Source organism: Pararhodobacter sp. CCB-MM2 (assembly GCF_001691415.1).
In the GTDB taxonomy this organism is placed as follows: domain Bacteria; phylum Pseudomonadota; class Alphaproteobacteria; order Rhodobacterales; family Rhodobacteraceae; genus Pararhodobacter.
This window is the reverse complement of record NZ_LRRR01000043.1, coordinates 12,673-30,466: the sequence shown is the minus strand read 5'-3', so window position 1 is coordinate 30,466 and position 17,794 is coordinate 12,673. Positions and strand designations below refer to the sequence as shown.

Here is a 17,794-nt window from a genome sequence, read left to right as displayed (position 1 = left end):
GTGGGCGGGTGGGAACAAGCTCCGGCCGCCCGACCTATCAGCTGGCGTCGCGCTTCGGACCCTTACCGGCGCCCTTGCGGAAGCGCCGGGGCTTGGGGCCGCGTTCTTCGGCCAAGGCCTCAGCGAGGGCAGGATGCACGCGCGGCTTGCGGGGTTTCGCGGGCTTGGCCGAGGCCTCGCCGGCAGCCTGACCCTGTGGCTTACCGCCTTTGGCACCGCCCGGCTTGCCACCAGCTTTCGGGGCGCCGCCTTGCTTCGCGCCACCGCCCGGTCTGCCGCCGCCGCGCCCTTGCCCTGCGGCCGCGCGGGCCTTGGTCCGGGCGGCGTCGGCCATGCCATCGGGCCAGGGCTCGCCGCCGATGACCTCGACCTCCTGCTTCGTCAGCTTCTCGATGGCGCGCAGATCGGCCATCTCGGCGGGCGCGCAGAAGGCCACGGCGCGACCATCACGGCCGGCGCGCGCGGTGCGGCCGATGCGGTGGACATAGTTCTCGGGCACGTTCGGCAGGTCGAAGTTGTAGACATGCGCCACCTGCGGAATGTCGAGCCCCCGCGCGGCCACATCGGTCGCCACCAGCACCTCGATCTGTTCGGCACGGAAGGCCGCGAGGGTGCGTTCGCGCTGGCCCTGGCTCTTGTTGCCGTGAATGGAGCCGACCTTGAAGCCCCATTTCTCCAAGAGGCGCGACAGCTTCTCGGACCCGTGCTTCGTTCGGCCGAACACCAGCGCCAGCTCGCCCGGGTGCTTCGACAGATACTCCTGCAGCAGCGTCGCCTTGTCGCCCTGAGCCACGAAATGCACCGCCTGCTCAATCCGCTCGGCGGCCTTGCCCGGAGGCGCGACCTGCACCCGCACCGGGCGGTCGAGATAGGCCTCGGCGATCTCGCCGAGCTGCTTCGGCATGGTGGCCGAAAACAGCATCGTCTGACGCTCACGCGGGAGGAAGCGGACGATCTTGCGCAGCGCATGGATGAAGCCCAGATCCAGCATCTGGTCGGCCTCGTCGAGGACCAGCATCTGAACCTTCGACAAGGACACGGCACCGCGGTCCAGCAGGTCGATCAGACGGCCGGGCGTCGCCACCAGCACGTCACAGCCGCGCACCAGCCGGTCAGTTTGGCGGTTGATCGAGGCACCGCCAACGACGGTGACAATCGAGGTCGGCAGACCCTCGGCCAGCTCGCCCAAGGAGACGGCGATCTGCTGCACCAACTCACGCGTCGGCGCCATGATCAGCGCGCGGGCGGATTTGGCGGGCGGCTTGCCCTGCCCCTGCAGCCGGTGCAGCATCGGCAGGCCGAAAGCCAGCGTCTTGCCGGTGCCGGTCTGCGCGAGGCCGAGCAGGTCCCGCCCGTCCATCAGCGGCGGAATGGCCCGCGCCTGGATCGGGGTGGGTTCGGTCTTGCCGGTCCGCTCGAGCGCCGTCAGAAGCGACGGGGCGAGACCCAGCATGGGGAAATCGGTCATGGGAATCCTTTCGGGGTGGTCCTGCCGGGGCCGGCCTTCCATGGCGGCGCGGCGGACCGCATAACAGAGGGGGCGCCAGCCGGAACCCGGCGGCGCGCGCATCCCTGCCAGATGGTCCGCATCGGGCGCGAAGTCAAGCGGCAGCCCGCCCGCAGGGGCAGGAAAGCCAAGTCCACCCTTGATTTGTAGGGGATTCGTGTCATCCTCAGAGGCGTGACAACAGACTTCCTGCGTCCGCCCGCCTCTACCAAGGCAGCCCGCACGATCCGAAGGCCTGGCTGCACGGCCCGTCGACAATCCTGTCGCGGGAAATTTGAGAGGATGGGTTACGGATATGGCCACTGGCACCGTGAAATGGTTCAACTCTACCAAAGGGTATGGCTTCATCGCCCCCGATGGTGGCGGCAAGGACGTCTTCGTCCACATCTCGGCGGTGGAACGCGCCGGGCTGACCGGACTTCAGGACAACCAGAAAATCAGTTTCGAGCTTCAGTCGGGCCGTGACGGTCGCGCGTCGGCGTCGGATCTGAAGCTGCTCTGAGCGCCAGAACGCCCAATTTCGGGCACCAGAATTCTGAAAACCCGCCGGCGCCTCCGGCGGGTTTTCTCATGCGAGGCAATCCTTGATCCACGCCAGACGCTCGGCCAGTGGCAGCTTGGGAAGGATCACCGCTTGGTAGCCGAAGCGCGGCAGGAACGTGAGCAGACGCTCGTATTCGGCGAGGGCGGCGGAAAGGTCGCCCGCCCTTTCCGCATCGGCGCGGTGCAGCTCGGGCCACGGCGGGGCCATCAGGACCTGTGGCGCATAAAGGTCGGGAAGCAGGTCAGCCTCAGGCGGCAGATCCCCTGTGGCGGCCTCAAAGGCTGCGATGGCATCAACCAAGCCACGGTCGAACAGGACCGCCCCCCTCATCTCCTTGGCCACGGCGAGATCGTCCAGCGACAGGGCAATGGCCCGGCGGGCGAAGCCGGCGAGATCCTCCCATGGCAGACCCTGTCTGTCACCGGCGAGGGAGGCCCGAACGATCCGGCGGCCCGGCTCCTCGATGCCCGCGCCGCCGGCCTGGCGCCAGGCCGCCAGCAAGGTGGATTTCCCCCCGCCCGAGCAACCGCTGAGCAGGTGGAAACGGCTCACGCCACGCCCAAGGCCGCGCGGGTTGCCGGGGTCCAGCCGAGGTACCAGCTGCCCTCCGACGCGATCACCGGGCGCTTCATCAGCGTGGGGTTCTCGGCGAGCAACTCAGCTGCCGGGCGGGCGCGCTCTTCCGGCGACAGACCGCGCCAGGTGGTCGAGGCGCGGTTGACCAGCTTGTCGCCGAACTGGCCCAGAAGAAGGTCGATTTCCGCCGCGGTCAGGGGCTCGGCCCGGACGTCGCGGAACTCGGCCTCCGGCAGGGCTTTCAGCGCCTTGCGGCAGGTGTCGCAGGTCTTGAGGCCCCAAAGCGAGACGGTCATGGCGGATCCTTTCTGGTTGACGGAGGAAGGGGGGCGTTGCCCCCCTCGGCCTACGGCCTCACCCCCCAGGATATTTAAGGCACAAAGACGATCAGACGGGCTTGCCGGTATGGGCACAAAGGGGGCCGGTGGCAAGGTCGTCGAGGATCGGGCAATCCGGGCGGTCGCCGCCGGCGCAGGCCGAGACGAGGCCCGCCACCGTCTCACGCATCGCTTTCAACTCCGCGATGCGGGCGTCGATGCGGGCGAGATGGTCGGCGGCGAGACGGCGGACATCCTCGCTGGCGCGGCCATCATCCGCGTAGAGGCCCAAGAGCGCGCGGCAATCTTCCAGCGAGAAGCCGAGGCCCCGCGCGCGGTTGAGGAAGGCGAGGCGGTGGATCTCGCCCTCGCCGAAGCTGCGGTAGCCATTGGCATCGCGGCGTGGTGCGACGAGGCCCATGTCCTCATAGTATCGGATGGTTTTGGCGGGCAGGCCCGAGGCGGCTGCGGCTTCTCCGATATTCATTTTGCCTCCAAAGCGGGGCGCAGGGCCTTCAGGCGCAGCGCGTTCGAGAGAACGAAGATCGACGACAGCGCCATCGCGCCGGCGCCGAGCATCGGCGAGAGGGTGAGGCCAAAGGCCGGGTAGAGCACACCCGCCGCGACCGGCACGAGGGCCGCGTTATAGGCGAAGGCCCAGAACAGGTTCTGGCGGATGTTGGTCAGCACCTTGCGGCTGAGATGGATCGCGTTGACCACCCCGCGCAGGTCGCCGGACATCAGCACGACTTCGGCGGCCTCGACCGCGACATCGGTGCCGGTGCCGATGGCGAGACCCACATCCGCCGCTGCCAAGGCGGGCGCGTCGTTGATGCCGTCGCCGACGAAGGCCACCTTGCGGCCGCCTTGGCGCAGGGCCTCGATGGCCGCAACCTTGCCGTCGGGCAGGACCTCGGCCTCGACATGGTCGATGCCCAGCTCGGCGGCGATGGATTGCGCGGTGGCGCGCGCGTCGCCGGTGATCATCGCGGTCTGGACACCCAGCGCGTGCAGGGCCTCGAGCGCGGCGCGGGTGGTGGGCTTCACGCGGTCGGCGACGATCAGCAGGGCGAGCGCCTGCCCGTCGGCGGCGAGGTAAAGGGGCGTGCGGCCCTTGGCGGCTTCCGCTTCGGCGCGCGCCGGCAGATCGCCCAAGGCGATGCCCTCGCGGGTCATCAGGCGCTCGGCGCCGAGGAGGACGTGGCGGCCAGCGACCTGCGCTTCCAGCCCGAAGCCGGGGATGGCCGAGACGCCAGTGGCGGGGGCCAAGGTCAGGCCCTTTTCCTCGGCGGCGCGGAGGATGGCATGGGCGATGGGATGCTCGGAACCCGCCTCGGCAGCGGCGGCGAAGGAGAGGGCTTCGGCCTCGTCGCCCGTGGCGATCAGCGCGACCAGCTCGGGACGGCCCTCGGTCAGGGTGCCGGTCTTGTCGAAGGCCACGACCTCGACGCCCTGTAGTGCCTGCAAGGCATCGCCGCGGCGGAACAGGACGCCCATCTCGGCCCCGCGCCCGGTGCCGACCATGATCGAGGTCGGCGTGGCGAGGCCCATGGCGCAGGGGCAGGCGATGATCAGAACGGCGACGGCGGCGACGACGGCTTGGCCCAGCCCCGGCCCCCAGATCATCCAGGCGACGAAGGTCAGCGCGGCCACGGCCATCACGGCGGGCACGAAGACGCGGGTCACGCGGTCGACGGCGGCCTGAATGGGCAGCTTGGCGCCCTGCGCGTCCTCGACCATGCGGATGATGCGGGCGAGAACCGTGTCCGAGCCCACGCGCTCGGCCCGGTAGGTCAGCGCCGAGGAGCCATTCACCGTGCCGGCGGTCAGGGGCGCGCCTTCGGTCTTCTCGACCGGCACAGGCTCGCCGGTGATCATACTCTCGTCGAGCCAGGAATGGCCGGTGACGACCATGCCGTCGACCGCCACCCGCTCACCCGGGCGCAGATGAAGGAGGTCCCCGGGTTGGACCTCGGCAATCGGCACCTCCTGCACCAATCCGGCACGGTCGATCCGGGCGGTCTGCGGCTGCAGGCCCACGAGCTTGGCGATGGCCGCACCGGTGCGGCCCTTGGCGCGGGCTTCCAGCCAGCGGCCCAGAAGGATCAGCGTGACGATCACCGCTGCCGCCTCGAAATACACAACCCGCGAGCCTTCGGGCAGCAGTTCCGGCACGAAGGTGGCGACGGTCGAATAGCCCCAGGCCGCGGTCGCGCCCATCACGACGAGCGAATTCATGTCCGGCGCGCCATGCAGCAGCGCGGGGACGCCCGCGCGGAAGAAACGCAGGCCGGGGCCGAAGAGTACGACGCTGGTTAGCGCGAACTGCACCAGCCACAGGAAGGTCTGGCCGAAGAGCGCGTGTTGCCAATGGTGGAACGGCGGGTAGAGATGCCCGCCCATCTCCATCACGAAGACCGGCAGGGTCAGCGCGGCGGCCAGCAGGACCGAGCGCAGGAGCGCGGCCTGCTCACCTTCCTTCTGCGCGGCGCGGTCCTCGCGGCTGGTCTCCGTGGCGATTTGCGCGTCGTAGCCCGCCTTGCGCACGGCCTCGGCCATGCGCTCGGGCAGGCCCGAGACGGCGAGATGGCGTACCGTGGCGCTTTCATCGGCGAGGTTCACGCTGGCCGAGACGACGCCGGGAAGTTTCGCCAGCACCCGCTCGACCCGGCCCACGCAGGACGCGCAGGTCATGCCGCTGATCGACAGGCGCGTGACGTCCTCGGGCGTGGAGAAACCGGCGGCGGCGATGCGTTCGGCCAGCTTGGCGGGTTCGGCCACGCCATCGACCGCGACAGTCCCGGTCATCAGATTGGCGCGCACCCCGGTCACGCCCTCTTCGCGCGCCAGCAGGCGCTCGACACGTCCCGTGCAGGACGCGCAGGTCATGCCGTCGACGCGCAGGGTCTGGGTTTGGGAATCGCTCATCTGGACCTCCTTTTCGCCGGTCCTGAGCGATATGATGCTTCCAGTAGCTGGAGGGTCAAGGGCCTTTTCAGCCTAAATCGTCACGGCCTGCTGACGGCACCAATCGAGCACCGCGCCCAACTCGCAGGGCAGGTCCTCGGCCATGTCGCCGGCGAAATCCTCGAATCCCGCGCGGTTGAGGCCCTTGACGCCCATCACCACCGGGATGCCCTGCGCCAAGGCCTCGCCGATGACCGTGCGGAAGCCACGGCCTTCGATCTCGGCCTTGCCGAATTTGTTGAGGATCAGGAGGCGCGGTGCGGCCTGAAGGGTGCCCTCGACCAGCCCCACCGCCTGCGCCAGCCCCTCGGGGTCCAGCCGGCAGCCCGAGCTTTCCTCGCCAAGGTTCTGGCTGATGCGGATCACCTCGGGCCGGCCCAGCACGCGCAGGTCCATGTCGCAATGCTTGGCGCCCGGCTTGCCTGAATTCACCTGCACCACGCCCGAGAGCCGCCAGCCCTCGGCTTCGAGCTTCGCGGCCAGTTCGGCGAGCAGCCGGTCCGTCTGACCGCGTTCGCGGCCGGAAATCGTGGCGAGCATGGGTTCCCCTTGAGGCTGTCCTCTGCCCTGATACCCTGCGTTGAACGACGAGGAAAGGCAGCGGATGGTCGCGGGGCTCATTCTGGCAGGCGGGCGCGCGACGCGGATGGGCGGGGGCGACAAGCCGCTGCTGCCGCTGCGTGGCCGGCCGCTGATCGCGCAGGTGATCGAGCGGATCGCGCCGCAGGTCGGGCCGCTGGCGATCAGCGCGAATGGCGATCCGGCGCGGTATTCGAGTTTCGGGCTGCCGGTGCTGGCGGATGCCCTGCCGGACTTCCCCGGGCCTTTGGCGGGCGTGCTGGCGGGAATGGACTGGGCCGCCGGGCTGGGGGTGGAGCGGCTCCTTTGCGTGGCGGGGGACACGCCGTTCCTGCCGGTGGATCTGGTCGCGCGGTTGGGGGCGCATCCCTTTGCGATGGCCGAGAGCCTCGGGCGGCGGCATCCGACGGTGGCGTTGTGGCCGGTTTCCTTGCGTGACGAGTTGCGGGCGGCGCTGGAAGGCGGCGAGCACCGGGTCGGCAAGTTCGCGATGGATCATGGCTCGGTGAGCGTGGCGTTTGACGCGCCGGAGGACCCGTTCTTCAACATCAACACGCCTGAGGATCTGGCCGAAGCCGAGGCCCGCGCATGAGGTTCGACCGGATCGCCATCCTCGACTGGTCGGCGGCGAACCAGCCGCGCCGGGGCAAGGATTCGATCTGGCTCGGGCTTGAGACGGGCGAGGCCAGCAATCCGCCGACCCGCGCCAAGGCCTTCGCCGCGCTCCGCGCGCTGGTCAAGGACAGCCTGACCCGCGGCCAGAGCCTGCTGATCGGCGCCGATTTCGCCTTCGGCTACCCGCAGGGCTTCGCCAAGGCGGTCACCGGCCGCGCCGACCCGCTGGCGGTTTGGGCCTTCCTTGCCGAACGCCTCAAGGACGGGCCCGACAACCGCTCGAACCGGTTCGAGATGGCCGCTGGGATCAATGCAATGCTGCCCGGCCTCGGACCCTTCTGGTTCAACGCCTCGAATGAGGACCTGCCCGCCCTGCCCCGCAAGGGCAAGGCGCGCTTCGGCCACGGTTTCGACGAACACCGGCTGGCAGATGCCACCGCGAAGGGCGCGCAATCGGTGTGGAAACTGGGCGGCGCGGGGGCGGTCGGCTCGCAGGTGCTGACCGGGTTGCCGATGCTGCATCGGCTGCGGCGGGCCTTCCCCGGACGGATCGCCGTCTGGCCCTTCGAGGCCCCCGGAAAGATCACGTTGGCCGAAGTCTTCCCTTCGATCCTCGCGCCCGAAGTCGCCATACGAACGGCGCCGGGGCTGGTGAAGGATCAGGTGCAGGTCACGACGCTCGCGCGGGCGCTGCATCGCCTGCCCGACCTCTCACCGTTGTTGGAAACCCCGGAGGACAAGCGCATCGCCGAGGAAGGCTGGATCCTCGGCCTCGGGCACGAAGCGGCCCTCAGGACATCGCTCTAGTCGGAAACGCCGTCGCCGCGCTTGAGCACATGGGCCAAGGCCCCGTCCCATTCGTCGCAGCCAAGGTATTGATGCCCGGCCTCGGCGCAGAAATGCGGCATGTCGATCACCGAGGCCCGGTCGGTCGCCAGCACGCGCAACACCTGCCCCGGCGCCATCGCCATCAGCCGTTTGCGCGCACGCAACACGGGCAGAGGGCACAGCAGGCCACGGGCATCGATTTCGTCATCCCAATCCATGCGCGAGCCGTTAGCTCAAGCCCTCAGCGGAGTCGAGACCGCCTTCGGTATCCCCCCGGCACGCGCGACAGGAAATCCGGCGGGCGCTTGGACACCCAGCCGATGAATTTCGCCAATCGCGGCTGGGCCTTGAGCGCCTCGACCGTGTTGAAATCGCGCGCCAGCTCGGCTTCGGTCAGCGTGGCGTGGATTTCCTTGTGGCAGATGTGATGCAGCAGGACGGTCGGGCCGCCCTTGCCGCCTTTCAGCTTGGGAATCAGGTGATGCAGCGATTGCGGAACGCCCTCGGGGATCGGCCGCTCGCACAGCGGGCAGATCGGCTCCGCACCAGCCGCGACCATCGGGTCAGACCTGCGCGTGGAACTGCGGCAGGTTGATCAGCAGGCGACCGTCGCGTTCCATCCGCACGCCGCCCGCGTTCGCGCCTGCCGCGCCGCCGCCGCCCGGCGTCAAGCGGCCCGGAAGATCCCAGGCATAGTCGCCCGCGCCCAAGGTGACCTGTGCGCCCGGCTGCACGCCCTCGGCCTCGGCCACCAGCAGGCCCGCGTCGGCGATCAACGTGACATGACCGACCGGACGCGCCTCGGCCCAGCGGACCCGGAACGGGGTGCGGAACACCGTGGCCAGCGCGCCGGCGCCTGAGAGGTTGACGCGGTCCTCGTAATACAGCGGCGCGCCATGCGCCCAGTCGAGCCTCAGCGCGCCCCCTGCCCCGTTGACCACCAGATGCTGGACCAGCACGGAGAACCCGCCGCTGTTGATCTGCACCGGGGCCCGCTCGCCCTGCCGCGGCCGCGCGCCGAGACGGCCGAACGTTTGCGCCCCAGCGCTGCCGGCAACGAGGCCAGTGAGGGCCAGTGAGGTGAGGAATTGGCGCCGTTGCATGGAAGCTCTCCCGAAGGTCTGATGCATCATCCTAACATAGGAAGCGCGCGGCGCTCCTCAAGCTGGCGTCATCACCCGCAGATCCCCCGAGGCTCCACCCCGGCCCAAGGGACCGAGATTGCCACCTCCGGCAAGTCGCCCGGCGCCATCACCTGCCCCAGCAGGGCGCGCAGACGGCCGGTCCGGGCACCGTCCGGATCAAGCGCCTGACAACAGAGGTATTCCTCGACCAAACTCGCCTGCTGCTCGTAGCCGTAATCGAGGAATTGTCGCTCGCTGTCGGTGTCGAACAGATAGGGGTCGTCGGTCTGGGCATGTTCGCGCCCGACGCGCCACAGCGAATAGCCGGTGCGGTCGCGGTTCTGCCACTGCCAGACATGGGTCAATTCGTGCACCAGATACATCGCCTGCCCCAGCGACAGGCTGCCATCCTCGGCCCGTGCGAAATCCGGGCGCAGCACGTCCGGGCGAACCTGAATGCTATGGCCCAGCACCAGACCGGCGGCACGCCCGCGCTCTACCGTGCCCTCGGCGGGGGGCAACAGACGCTCGCGGCAGGTGGTACGGGGCCGGACGGTGTAGAGGTGGCTGCGCATGCCGATGAAGCCGTTCTCGACAAAGCGCACCGGCGCCGGATCAAGGCTCGGCCCGAACATGCGCGAGGCCAGCGCCGTCTCGGAGGGCGTCAGGGCCCGCCCGCAAGCGGTCAGCATCAACAGGGAAAAAACGAGCCAGCGCATCGCTCTATCCGAGGGCCGCAGCCCCTGCAGGTCAAGCGATTCGACAGGGGTGGACGATCACGCCTGCGCGGGGTCGACCGGATCGGCGCCGCAGAACATGTCGTACATCAGGCCGATCGTGCGGGCTGCACGGGGATCGCCCAGGGTGTAGTAGATCGTCTTGCCGTCGCGACGACACGAAACCAGCCCCTCCAGCCGCAGCCGGGCCAGTTGCTGGCTGACCGCTGCCTGACGCGAGCCCAAAAGCTGCTCCAGCTCGGTCACCGACTTCTCGCCCGAGGACAGATAGCACAGGATCAAAAGCCGGCCCTCATGCGCCAAGGCCTTCAGGAAGGCCGCGGCAGCCGTGGCCTGCTGAACCATGTCATCCACCGGACGCGTCGCGCAGTCGGTGCCACCCGCCATCAGGTCGGGATCAGCCACCATATTCGAATTTTCGAGCGCTTGAGTGTCGGTATTCAGGGTCATTCGCGGGGCTCCGGGCATTTAAGGATGCAAGGATCGCAATCTGTTCGATAGAGATAGGGGATCCAAGGCGCTGAAGCAAGGCCTCTGTCCTTGGCTGGGCGGAGCGCAGCCACGCCCGGAACGCAAGCGGGGCGCAACGTCCTACGACATTGCGCCCCGTGCAATCTTGATCAGTCGGATCAGAGGTCCGCGTCTTCGTCCGAAGCGGCACCGATTTCGTCGAACAGCTCGGCGATTTCGAATTCGGCTTCAGCTTCCGCTTCGGCGGCCAGTTCCTGGATGGACTTGCCCGAGGCCTGCAGTTCGGCTTCTTCCGGCGAACGGGCGACGTTCACCGAGATGTTGGCCGACACTTCGGGGTGCAGGACGACGGTCAGGCCGTGCAGGCCCAGGTTCTTGATCGGCGCGTCCAGGATCACCTGGCGACGGTCGACCGAGAAGCCCTCGGCGGTGACGACGTCGGCGATGTCACGCGGGGTGACCGAGCCGTAGAGAGCGCCAGCGTCCGAAGCCGAGCGGATCACCACATAGGTGGTGCCGTCCAGTTTCTCGGCCAGGGCTTCGGCTTCTTTCTTGGTTTCCAGGTTGCGCGCTTCGAGCTGCGCTTTCTGGTCCTCGAAGGAGGCTTTGTTGGCGTCGGTGGCGCGCAGAGCCTTGCCTTGCGGCAGCAGGAAGTTGCGGGCAAAGCCGTCGCGAACCTTCACGACGTCGCCCATCTGGCCCAGCTTGGCCACGCGTTCGAGCAGAATCACTTGCATGGTTCTATCCTCACTTCACGGCGTAAGGCAGCAGGGCGAGGAAGCGGGCGCGCTTGATGGCGCGGGCCAGTTCACGCTGCTTCTTCGCCGAAACGGCGGTGATGCGGGCGGGGACGATCTTGCCGCGCTCGGAGATGTAGCGCTGCAGAAGACGGGTGTCCTTGTAGTCGATCGCGGGGGCGTTCTCGCCCGAGAACGGGCAGACCTTGCGGCGACGGAAAAACGGTTTGGTGGCCATGGGGTGTTACTCCTGTCTGACCTGGATCAACGACGCGGGCCGCGGTCGCCGCGATCGCCGCGGTCACCACGTTCGTCACGCTTCTGCATCTGCACCGAGGGGCCATCCTCATGCGCTTCGACCTTGATCGAGAGCACACGCATGACGTCGTCGTGCAGGCGGGCCAGACGCTCCATTTCCTGGATCGCAGCCGAAGGGGCGTCGGTGCGCAGGTACATGTAGTGACCCTTGCGGTTCTTGTTGATCTTGTAGGCCATCGTCTTGACACCCCAGTATTCGGTGCCGACGATCGTGCCGCCGTTGTCGGAGATCACGGTCGAGAAGTGCTCGACCAGGCCTTCCGCCTGCGCGTTGGACAGATCCTGACGCGCGATCATGACATGCTCGTAGAGAGGCATGCGTGCTCCATTTCTATCAGGGCGCATTTCAAAAGACGGGCCAGTGAGACCCCGCCGCGGCCCGCCCACGAGATGCTGCGCCGGAATCGTGGGATACGGCGGGATGGGGCCTTATAGCGGGATTCGAGGGGTGCGCAAGGGAAAAGCCCGGCGAAGGCTACGGGTCCCGGTGAGGGCTGTCGCGCCCTTTCCTGCAAGGCTCATGCCCGATCCGCGCGGGCATGGCAAGAACCGGCCAAGGCTGGGTGCCGTGGCCGGTTTTCGTGCGTGTCGTTGCTTTGGGTCAGGCGCCTTTCGGCAGCTTGTAGGCCAGCCGCAGCCCGCCCCAATGGCGCCCGCGCACGGTGATCGGCGCCGAGACGTCCTTCATCATCACGAACTGCCCGCCGCCCATGTCGCGGCGATAGGCCTGCAATGTGAAGGCCTGTTTCGAGCGCCCGGCCGTCAGGCCGACGCGGTCGTCGAACATGCGCCGGTTGCGGCAATTGGCGGCGTTCCACGCGGGGTCCCCGCGCCGTTGCGGCTGCGAGAACACCCGGTTGTGTGTCGGCAGATAGCCGTTGCGGTCGACGGCAGCGCAGAACACCACCAGCGGCGACAGCTTCAGCATCGGTTCCTGGATCGGCGGCAGCAGCTGGTCGGTCAGTGCCGTGAACCGGGTCAGCACCTGCTTGGGATCACTACCCTGCACCGCGCGATACTCAGCGTCGAACAGGTCGTTGAGGGTGATCTTGCCCGAGGCCACCGCCTTCTCGAAGGCTTCCGAGATCTGCGCGGCCCCCGCCTGGACGGCGTTGATGAAGGGCGAATCCACCGTCTCCACGCCGAGGCGCGCGAAATCGGCCGTCAGGCGCTGCGAGAGGCCGAGGATATTGTCGAACGTGTCACGCACGCCGGTGATGCCGCGCTCGGCCATGGTGACGCTGTCGGCGAGCTGCAGGATCCCCCCCTCCACCGTGCGAACGGATTGCGCCGAATTGCGCCGCGCCTCATCAATGCGGGCCTGCTGGCGGTCGACCTCGGCAATCGCCTCGTCGACCTTGAGGCGGACGGACGCGTGATTGCGGGCCTCATCCTGCATGGTGGCCGTCCGGGCCAGCACGCGGGCGTTGGTATTGGCGATCTGGTCGGCTGCGGCGCGCAGGCTGTCCAGCGTCTGGCCGATGTCGCTGGTGGCGGCGGCGGTCCGCTCGGACATAGCCTTCACCTCTTGCGCGACAACCATGAAGCCGCGCCCGGCACTGCCGGCCCGCGCGGCCTCGACCTGTGCGTTCAGGGCCAGCATGTTCGTCATCTGCGCCACGGAGGCGATTTCCTCGGCCACGCGGCCGACGCGGTCCAGCGCATGGGCCAGACCTTCGACGCAGGTCTCCAGCCCATCCACTTCCTCGGCGAGGAGCTTCACCTCGGCAATCACCTTCTCGAAGCCGTGGCGGGTGGCCTTGCGCAGCTCGGCCGCGCTGGCGGTCGCGGTCGACGCGGCACTGGTCGCGGCCTCAACCTCGGCGCTGCCCGTGGACATGTCACGCGCCGCGTTGCGCAGCTGTTCGGCGGTACGAACCTGACGCGTCAACTCTCCACTGACGGCATCGGCGTGACCCAAGGCATTGGCGATCAGGACGGATAAGGTCCCGGCTTCTGCCGCCATCGTCTTGATCGCACCGCTGTCCCCCGCGGGGCCGTGGGGTTGGGTCGTGTCTCGCATTCCTGTGTCTCCAACGCCGATGCCATCCGCGGCCCGCCCTTGCCGGCAATTGCCACGAACGCATCCAGCCTTTATGCCCGGCAAAAAGCTAAATGGAGGTTACCGTGACCCGCGCATTCGTTTTCCCCGGTCAGGGCGCACAAGCCATCGGCATGGGCCGGGATCTGGCCGAGAGCTATCCCGCCGCCCGCGCCGTCTTCGACGAGGTAGACGAGGCTCTGGGCGAGAAGCTGTCCACCCTGATCTGGGAGGGCGACATCGCCGAGCTGACGCTGACCGCCAATGCCCAGCCGGCGCTGATGGCGACCTCGCTCGCCGCGATGCGCGCGCTGGAGGCCGAGGGCTTCGCGATCACCGACGCCGCCTTCGTCGCCGGCCACAGCCTCGGCGAATACTCGGCGCTGGCCGCTGCCGGCGCGCTGAGCGTCGCGGACACTGCCCGCCTGCTGCGCACCCGCGGTCAGGCCATGCAATCGGCGGTGCCGGTGGGTGTCGGCGCCATGGCTGCGCTGCTGGGCCTCGATTTCGTGGCCGCGACCGAGGTCGCCTCGGAAGCAGCACAGGGTGAGGTCTGTCAGGCCGCCAATGACAACGACCCGGCGCAGGTGGTGGTCTCGGGGCACAAGGCGGCGGTCGAGCGCGCCGTGGAACTGGCCAAGGCCAAGGGCGCCAAGCGTGCGGTGATGCTGCCCGTCTCCGCGCCTTTCCATTGCGCGCTGATGCAGCCCGCCGCCGACGCGATGGCCGAGGCGCTGGCCGGGGTCACGCTGACCGCCCCCGCCGTGCCGGTCGTCGCCAATGTCCGTGCCGAGGCCGTCACCGACCCGGAAGTGATCCGCGCGCTGCTGATCGAGCAGGTCACAGGCTCGGTCCGCTGGCGCGAGTCGATCGGCTGGATGGTCGATCAGGGCGTCACCGAATTCTGGGAAATCGGCGCCGGCAAGGCGCTGTCGGGCATGATCAAGCGCATCCACCGCGAGGCTGTCCTGAAGAACGTCGGCGCCTCGGCGGATATCGCGGCCCTCAAAGGCTGACGCTTACAGCGCGCTGCCTTCGGGCGGCGTGCAGGCTTCGGGCGCGGTGAACGGCCGCGCCCCCAGCCCCTCGGCCCGCGCGGCGGCGTGGACAGAGGGGCGCTCCTCCAGCAGGGCCGCGCTTTGTGCAAGGCGCGGGTAGTCGCCCAATCGGAACCAACGCGCGCCCGGGCCATACAGGGCCGCCCAGCGCATCGTCACCGCGACATAGAGATCCAGCACCGATGGCTCGGCCCCGCCGAACCACGGAACGGTCCCGCACAGGCCTTCGAAGATCGCGTAATGGCGCTGCATCCGGGGGGCGAGGCCCGCCAGCAAGGCCGCCTCGCCGCCGGGGGCGTATTGGTCCGGGTAAAAGGTCATGCGCAGATCGGCATGCAGGGTGTTCGACGCGAAGAACAGCGCCTTCAGGAAGGCCGCGCGCTGGTCGCTACCCGGTGCGGGGGCCAGCGCGCCGTGCTGTTCGGTCAGCCACAACAGGATCGCGGCAGTTTCACTGATCGGGCCCTGCGGGGTTTCCAGCACCGGGATCAGCCCGGCCGGGTTCAGCGCCAGATAGGCCGCCTGTTTATGCGCCCGGACCCGTCGGTCGACCAGAGTGGCACGGTAAGGCTGGCCCATCTCCTCCAGCGCGAGGCGCACGATGAGAGAGGCGTTATCGGGCGCATAGTGCAGCGTATAGGTCACGTCGGTCGCCTGCTGGTTCAAGGTTTTGCCGAAACGGAGGGCTGAAGTCACGGTCGAGCAGCTTGACCTGTGGCCCGGGAACGTCAAGGGGCCGTTATTTTGCGTGGCTTTCGGAAAGATTCTTGGGGATGTGAGGCGACAAGGGCTAGAGTCGCAAAAAGCAAAAATCCTCCGGCGCTATGGACGACCGGAGACGTAGCGAGGGACCGAGGGGAATGCACGCTGAGACCAACGGGGGCGCGGCCCTTGCGAAGAACACCATGTCAGCTGCATTGCGCGGGTTGGCTCGCCGGGTAACCGGAGCCGGCCTCGGGCTGGCGATAGTCTTGTCGGCCGCGATCCCGGGTCTGGGGCAGGCACAGGACACCCCCCTCTTCGAGACGCCGCCGCAAACGCGTCAGGTCTCGGGCATGGTGATGATCGACTACACCCAGCTGGAGCTTGCAAACGGCGGGAATTTCGACCTGTTCGGGGTCCATTACCTGCAACAGATGAATGACTGGCTCTATTTCGGCACCGGCGCCATCGCCCCGATGGTCGAGGGCAATTACAGCGGCTTCTTCGCCGCCGACGCCACCTTGCATGCGCAGGGGCAGATCTCGGGTAATTGGTTCTGGAACGCAGGCATCGCCGCCGGGGCCGGCGCGGGTGGCGACAGCATGGTCGGGATCACCCAGCTGTCGGGCGAAGGGCTGTTCGCGCGGGCCTATGCCGGCGTGGGCTATCAGTTCCGCAACTTCAGCTTCGGCGTGAACTATGCGCGGGTGGCGATCCTCGGGTCGCCGATCAACGACTCGAACTTCAACCTGTTCGTGCAGCGGCCCCTGTCCTTCTCGGTCGGGCGCTATGCGGATCATGGGAGGACGGTGGCCGCGGACAGCTTCGATGCCCCGCAGCATGAGAACATCCTGTCGCTGGAGACCAACCTGTTCTCGCAGATCTCGCCGCAGGGCAATTACACCGGCGATGTCGGTGTCGTCTCCAGCCAGTTCACGCATTTCCTGAACCGCGATTACTACACCTTCTTCGCGGTCGACATCGGCTACTACGGCATGCCGTGGTACAATCAGGCGCATGGCGGCTTCGGTCGTCGCTTTCGCCTGAGCGAGCATGTCAGCCTCTACACGCAGCTCGGCGTGGGCAGCGGTGGCTGGATCACCGATGCGATCGACATGGGCCCGGGCTTCATCATCTACCCGAAGGCGACGCTGGAATACCTCTGGGGGAACGGTGTCGGCACCACGGTGTCGGCGGGCTACCTCTATGCCCCGATGGGCACGTCGCGCAACTGGACCTTCGGTCTGGGCTTCAACTACCACCTCTCGCACCCCGAACGGGCCGAGGGCGAGGATCGCAGCGGCGACCTCTATACGATGCGCGGCTTCCGCCTGAACATCATGGACCGGGCGACCGGGCCGATCTTCTACAACCGGCGTGAGACCGAAGGCCTGAACATGATCGCCGTTCAGCTGGACTACGCGCTGAACGACCGCTGGTACGTCGCTGGCCATATCGCCGCCGCGACCGAGGCGTTCCGTGGCTTCGCCGGCTATGCCGAGGGCTATTTCGGGCTGGGCTGGCAGAGCCGCGCCTTCCTCAACGGTCGCCTGCAGGCCTATGCGCAGCTGATGTATGGTCTGAACGACGTGGGCGGCGATGCGGCGCATGACGTGGGCACGCTGCTGTATCCGTCGTTCGGGCTGACCTATGCCCTGAACGAGCGCGTGGCGCTGTATGGGCAGGTGGGCCGGACCATCTCGCTGGGGCAATATACCTCGGGGCTGACCAACCGGTTCGAGAATACCTCGATCGGTCTGGGCGTGAGCTACCGCTTCTCGTTGCCGACCCGGTCGTGATCCTGCCTGTGAAGCCCCCTGTCCCGGCGTCGGGCCCGTTGCTATAACCGGCCCGACCGGATCAGGAGTGCCCCCATGTCCCTGCAACTGACGCCCATCGACCGCGCCAAGTACGCCGCTGCCCGCCGGGCGGTGGATCTGGTCGAGGACGGGATGAAGCTGGGCCTCGGCACCGGATCGACGGCGGCGTGGATGATCCGCGCCCTCGCCGCCCGCGCGCAGGAGGAGAACCTGCGCCTGACCTGTGCGGCGACCTCGAACCGGTCGGCCGATCTGGCGGCAGAGCTGGGGCTGAAGGTCGTCACGCTGGATCAGGCCGGGTGGCTCGATTTGACCATCGACGGTGCGGACGAGTTCGACGCCGAGCTGACGCTGATCAAGGGCGGCGGCGGTGCGCATCTGATGGAGAAGATCGTCGCCGCGGCCTCGGACCGGATGGTGGTCATCACCGACGCCTCGAAAGAGGTGAAGACGCTGGGCAATTTCCCCCTCCCCGTCGAGGTGATCCCCTTCGGCTGGCAATCCACCCGGATGCTGATCGAAGAGATGCTCAACGCGATGGACGTGATGGGCACGCAGGCCACGTTGCGGATGAACGGCGAGGCGCCCTTCGTCACCGATCAGGGCAACCACATCCTCGATCTGGGGTTGGGCCGGATCGGCAACCCGCGGCAGCTCTCGCTGGCCCTCAATCAGGTGCCGGGCGTGGTGGAGAACGGGCTCTTCATCGACATCTGCGACGCCGTGGTCATCGGCTATGGCGACGGGCGGGTCGAGATGCGTGACATCGCCTCGGGCTCGGTCGAGCATGAGCGCATCGTCTTCGAGGAAGAAGACAACATTTTCCGCGATATCTGATCCGCGCGCAGGCGGA

Annotated in this window: 22 protein-coding genes; 6 read left to right on the top strand and 16 right to left on the bottom strand. The window is 67.9% G+C overall.

The features are described 5' to 3' along the window. Positions 1–37 precede the first annotated feature (37 nt). Positions 38–1,468 (bottom strand): DEAD/DEAH box helicase, encoded by a 1,431-nt coding sequence (locus tag BCY78_RS22890; protein ID WP_083195253.1) that lies wholly within the window; start codon positions 1,466–1,468, stop codon positions 38–40. Between the two features lie 334 nt (positions 1,469–1,802). On the opposite strand from BCY78_RS22890, the gene BCY78_RS22885 reads away from it, so the two are divergent. Further along, complete coding sequence (locus tag BCY78_RS22885) at positions 1,803–2,009, top strand: cold-shock protein (RefSeq protein ID WP_068306465.1); 207 nt, start codon at positions 1,803–1,805, stop codon at positions 2,007–2,009. A 66-nt stretch (positions 2,010–2,075) separates the two neighbouring features. Here the strand turns inward: BCY78_RS22885 and BCY78_RS22880 are convergent, their stop codons facing one another. From BCY78_RS22880 to BCY78_RS22860, 5 genes are all read right to left on the bottom strand, one after another. Continuing rightward, positions 2,076–2,603 carry an AAA family ATPase gene (locus tag BCY78_RS22880; RefSeq protein ID WP_068306463.1) on the bottom strand — a complete coding sequence of 176 codons (528 nt, stop codon included), beginning with the start codon at positions 2,601–2,603 and terminating at the stop codon, positions 2,076–2,078. After that, positions 2,600–2,923, bottom strand: a complete 324-nt coding sequence (locus BCY78_RS22875) for an arsenate reductase family protein (RefSeq protein ID WP_068306462.1) — start codon at positions 2,921–2,923, stop codon at positions 2,600–2,602. Before BCY78_RS22875 ends, BCY78_RS22880 begins: the two co-directional genes overlap by 4 nt. A gap of 91 nt (positions 2,924–3,014) precedes the next feature. Beyond that, a complete protein-coding gene (locus tag BCY78_RS22870; RefSeq protein WP_068306458.1) occupies positions 3,015–3,431 on the bottom strand; it encodes a Cu(I)-responsive transcriptional regulator in 417 nt (138 codons plus the stop codon). Then, positions 3,428–5,872, bottom strand: a complete 2,445-nt coding sequence (locus tag BCY78_RS22865) for a heavy metal translocating P-type ATPase (protein WP_068306457.1) — start codon at positions 5,870–5,872, stop codon at positions 3,428–3,430. The genes BCY78_RS22870 and BCY78_RS22865 overlap by 4 nt, the downstream gene beginning before the upstream one ends. Positions 5,873–5,944: 72 nt before the next feature. After that, a complete protein-coding gene (locus BCY78_RS22860) occupies positions 5,945–6,451 on the bottom strand; it encodes a DUF2478 domain-containing protein (RefSeq protein WP_068306454.1) in 507 nt (168 codons plus the stop codon). A gap of 40 nt (positions 6,452–6,491) precedes the next feature. Between BCY78_RS22860 and mobA the strand changes: the two genes are divergently transcribed. Further along, positions 6,492–7,082 (top strand): molybdenum cofactor guanylyltransferase MobA, encoded by a 591-nt coding sequence (mobA, locus tag BCY78_RS22855; RefSeq protein WP_369808723.1) that lies wholly within the window; start codon positions 6,492–6,494, stop codon positions 7,080–7,082. Beyond that, positions 7,079–7,912 carry a hypothetical protein gene (locus tag BCY78_RS22850; RefSeq protein ID WP_068306448.1) on the top strand — a complete coding sequence of 278 codons (834 nt, stop codon included), beginning with the start codon at positions 7,079–7,081 and terminating at the stop codon, positions 7,910–7,912. Before mobA ends, BCY78_RS22850 begins: the two co-directional genes overlap by 4 nt. Here BCY78_RS22850 and BCY78_RS22845 read toward each other — a convergent pair. The 9 genes from BCY78_RS22845 to BCY78_RS25895 all read right to left on the bottom strand — a co-directional run bounded on the left by BCY78_RS22845 (position 7,909) and on the right by BCY78_RS25895 (position 13,343). Then, positions 7,909–8,151, bottom strand: coding sequence for a sulfurtransferase TusA family protein (locus BCY78_RS22845; protein ID WP_068306446.1), 243 nt, complete (start codon positions 8,149–8,151; stop codon positions 7,909–7,911). The two genes, BCY78_RS22850 and BCY78_RS22845, sit on opposite strands and share 4 nt — an antisense overlap. A 23-nt stretch (positions 8,152–8,174) precedes the next feature. Continuing rightward, positions 8,175–8,492 (bottom strand): hypothetical protein, encoded by a 318-nt coding sequence (locus BCY78_RS22840; RefSeq protein ID WP_068306444.1) that lies wholly within the window; start codon positions 8,490–8,492, stop codon positions 8,175–8,177. Positions 8,493–8,496: 4 nt separating this feature from the next. Beyond that, on the bottom strand, positions 8,497–9,036 hold the full coding sequence (locus BCY78_RS22835) for a hypothetical protein (protein ID WP_068306442.1): 540 nt from the start codon (positions 9,034–9,036) through the stop codon (positions 8,497–8,499). Between the two features lie 71 nt (positions 9,037–9,107). Beyond that, on the bottom strand, positions 9,108–9,776 hold the full coding sequence (locus BCY78_RS22830) for a hypothetical protein (RefSeq protein WP_068306441.1): 669 nt from the start codon (positions 9,774–9,776) through the stop codon (positions 9,108–9,110). A gap of 57 nt (positions 9,777–9,833) precedes the next feature. Further along, positions 9,834–10,244, bottom strand: a complete 411-nt coding sequence (locus BCY78_RS22825; RefSeq protein WP_369808722.1) for an ArsR/SmtB family transcription factor — start codon at positions 10,242–10,244, stop codon at positions 9,834–9,836. 179 nt (positions 10,245–10,423) lie between these two features. Continuing rightward, on the bottom strand, positions 10,424–11,002 hold the full coding sequence (gene rplI, locus BCY78_RS22820; protein WP_068306439.1) for a 50S ribosomal protein L9: 579 nt from the start codon (positions 11,000–11,002) through the stop codon (positions 10,424–10,426). Between the two features lie 10 nt (positions 11,003–11,012). Continuing rightward, on the bottom strand, positions 11,013–11,240 hold the full coding sequence (gene rpsR / locus BCY78_RS22815) for a 30S ribosomal protein S18 (protein WP_068306437.1): 228 nt from the start codon (positions 11,238–11,240) through the stop codon (positions 11,013–11,015). 26 nt (positions 11,241–11,266) lie between these two features. After that, the gene (rpsF, locus tag BCY78_RS22810; RefSeq protein WP_068306435.1) at positions 11,267–11,638 is read right to left on the bottom strand and encodes a 30S ribosomal protein S6; all 372 of its coding nucleotides are present in this window, start codon (positions 11,636–11,638) and stop codon (positions 11,267–11,269) included. A 283-nt stretch (positions 11,639–11,921) separates the two neighbouring features. Further along, on the bottom strand, positions 11,922–13,343 hold the full coding sequence (locus BCY78_RS25895) for a methyl-accepting chemotaxis protein (protein ID WP_068306433.1): 1,422 nt from the start codon (positions 13,341–13,343) through the stop codon (positions 11,922–11,924). A gap of 104 nt (positions 13,344–13,447) precedes the next feature. On the opposite strand from BCY78_RS25895, the gene fabD reads away from it, so the two are divergent. Further along, complete coding sequence (gene fabD, locus BCY78_RS22800; RefSeq protein ID WP_199523194.1) at positions 13,448–14,377, top strand: ACP S-malonyltransferase; 930 nt, start codon at positions 13,448–13,450, stop codon at positions 14,375–14,377. A 3-nt stretch (positions 14,378–14,380) separates the two neighbouring features. On the opposite strand, the gene BCY78_RS22795 is transcribed toward fabD, so the two are convergent. Beyond that, positions 14,381–15,115, bottom strand: a complete 735-nt coding sequence (locus tag BCY78_RS22795) for a glutathione S-transferase family protein (RefSeq protein ID WP_233499477.1) — start codon at positions 15,113–15,115, stop codon at positions 14,381–14,383. A 209-nt stretch (positions 15,116–15,324) separates the two neighbouring features. Between BCY78_RS22795 and BCY78_RS22790 the strand changes: the two genes are divergently transcribed. Both BCY78_RS22790 and rpiA read left to right on the top strand, forming a co-directional pair. Further along, entirely contained in the window at positions 15,325–16,920 is a 1,596-nt protein-coding gene (locus BCY78_RS22790; protein WP_139103288.1) for a hypothetical protein, read from the top strand. Between the two features lie 75 nt (positions 16,921–16,995). Continuing rightward, positions 16,996–17,778, top strand: a complete 783-nt coding sequence (gene rpiA, locus BCY78_RS22785; protein WP_068306427.1) for a ribose-5-phosphate isomerase RpiA — start codon at positions 16,996–16,998, stop codon at positions 17,776–17,778. Positions 17,779–17,794 lie beyond the last annotated feature (16 nt).

What these genes read in the sequence shown, in the direction of transcription:
- BCY78_RS22890 (WP_083195253.1), bottom strand. Translation starts at nt 1,468, where the DNA reads ATGACCGATTTCCCCATGCTGGGTCTCGCCCCGTCGCTTCTGACGGCG.
- BCY78_RS22885 (WP_068306465.1), top strand. Translation starts at nt 1,803, where the DNA reads ATGGCCACTGGCACCGTGAAATGGTTCAACTCTACCAAAGGGTATGGC.
- BCY78_RS22875 (WP_068306462.1), bottom strand. Translation starts at nt 2,923, where the DNA reads ATGACCGTCTCGCTTTGGGGCCTCAAGACCTGCGACACCTGCCGCAAG.
- BCY78_RS22870 (WP_068306458.1), bottom strand. Translation starts at nt 3,431, where the DNA reads ATGAATATCGGAGAAGCCGCAGCCGCCTCGGGCCTGCCCGCCAAAACC.
- BCY78_RS22865 (WP_068306457.1), bottom strand. Translation starts at nt 5,872, where the DNA reads ATGAGCGATTCCCAAACCCAGACCCTGCGCGTCGACGGCATGACCTGC.
- BCY78_RS22860 (WP_068306454.1), bottom strand. Translation starts at nt 6,451, where the DNA reads ATGCTCGCCACGATTTCCGGCCGCGAACGCGGTCAGACGGACCGGCTG.
- BCY78_RS22850 (WP_068306448.1), top strand. Translation starts at nt 7,079, where the DNA reads ATGAGGTTCGACCGGATCGCCATCCTCGACTGGTCGGCGGCGAACCAG.
- BCY78_RS22845 (WP_068306446.1), bottom strand. Translation starts at nt 8,151, where the DNA reads ATGGATTGGGATGACGAAATCGATGCCCGTGGCCTGCTGTGCCCTCTG.
- BCY78_RS22840 (WP_068306444.1), bottom strand. Translation starts at nt 8,492, where the DNA reads ATGGTCGCGGCTGGTGCGGAGCCGATCTGCCCGCTGTGCGAGCGGCCG.
- BCY78_RS22835 (WP_068306442.1), bottom strand. Translation starts at nt 9,036, where the DNA reads ATGCAACGGCGCCAATTCCTCACCTCACTGGCCCTCACTGGCCTCGTT.
- BCY78_RS22830 (WP_068306441.1), bottom strand. Translation starts at nt 9,776, where the DNA reads ATGCGCTGGCTCGTTTTTTCCCTGTTGATGCTGACCGCTTGCGGGCGG.
- BCY78_RS22825 (WP_369808722.1), bottom strand. Translation starts at nt 10,244, where the DNA reads ATGACCCTGAATACCGACACTCAAGCGCTCGAAAATTCGAATATGGTG.
- rplI (WP_068306439.1), bottom strand. Translation starts at nt 11,002, where the DNA reads ATGCAAGTGATTCTGCTCGAACGCGTGGCCAAGCTGGGCCAGATGGGC.
- rpsR (WP_068306437.1), bottom strand. Translation starts at nt 11,240, where the DNA reads ATGGCCACCAAACCGTTTTTCCGTCGCCGCAAGGTCTGCCCGTTCTCG.
- rpsF (WP_068306435.1), bottom strand. Translation starts at nt 11,638, where the DNA reads ATGCCTCTCTACGAGCATGTCATGATCGCGCGTCAGGATCTGTCCAAC.
- BCY78_RS25895 (WP_068306433.1), bottom strand. Translation starts at nt 13,343, where the DNA reads ATGCGAGACACGACCCAACCCCACGGCCCCGCGGGGGACAGCGGTGCG.
- BCY78_RS22790 (WP_139103288.1), top strand. Translation starts at nt 15,325, where the DNA reads ATGTCAGCTGCATTGCGCGGGTTGGCTCGCCGGGTAACCGGAGCCGGC.
- rpiA (WP_068306427.1), top strand. Translation starts at nt 16,996, where the DNA reads ATGTCCCTGCAACTGACGCCCATCGACCGCGCCAAGTACGCCGCTGCC.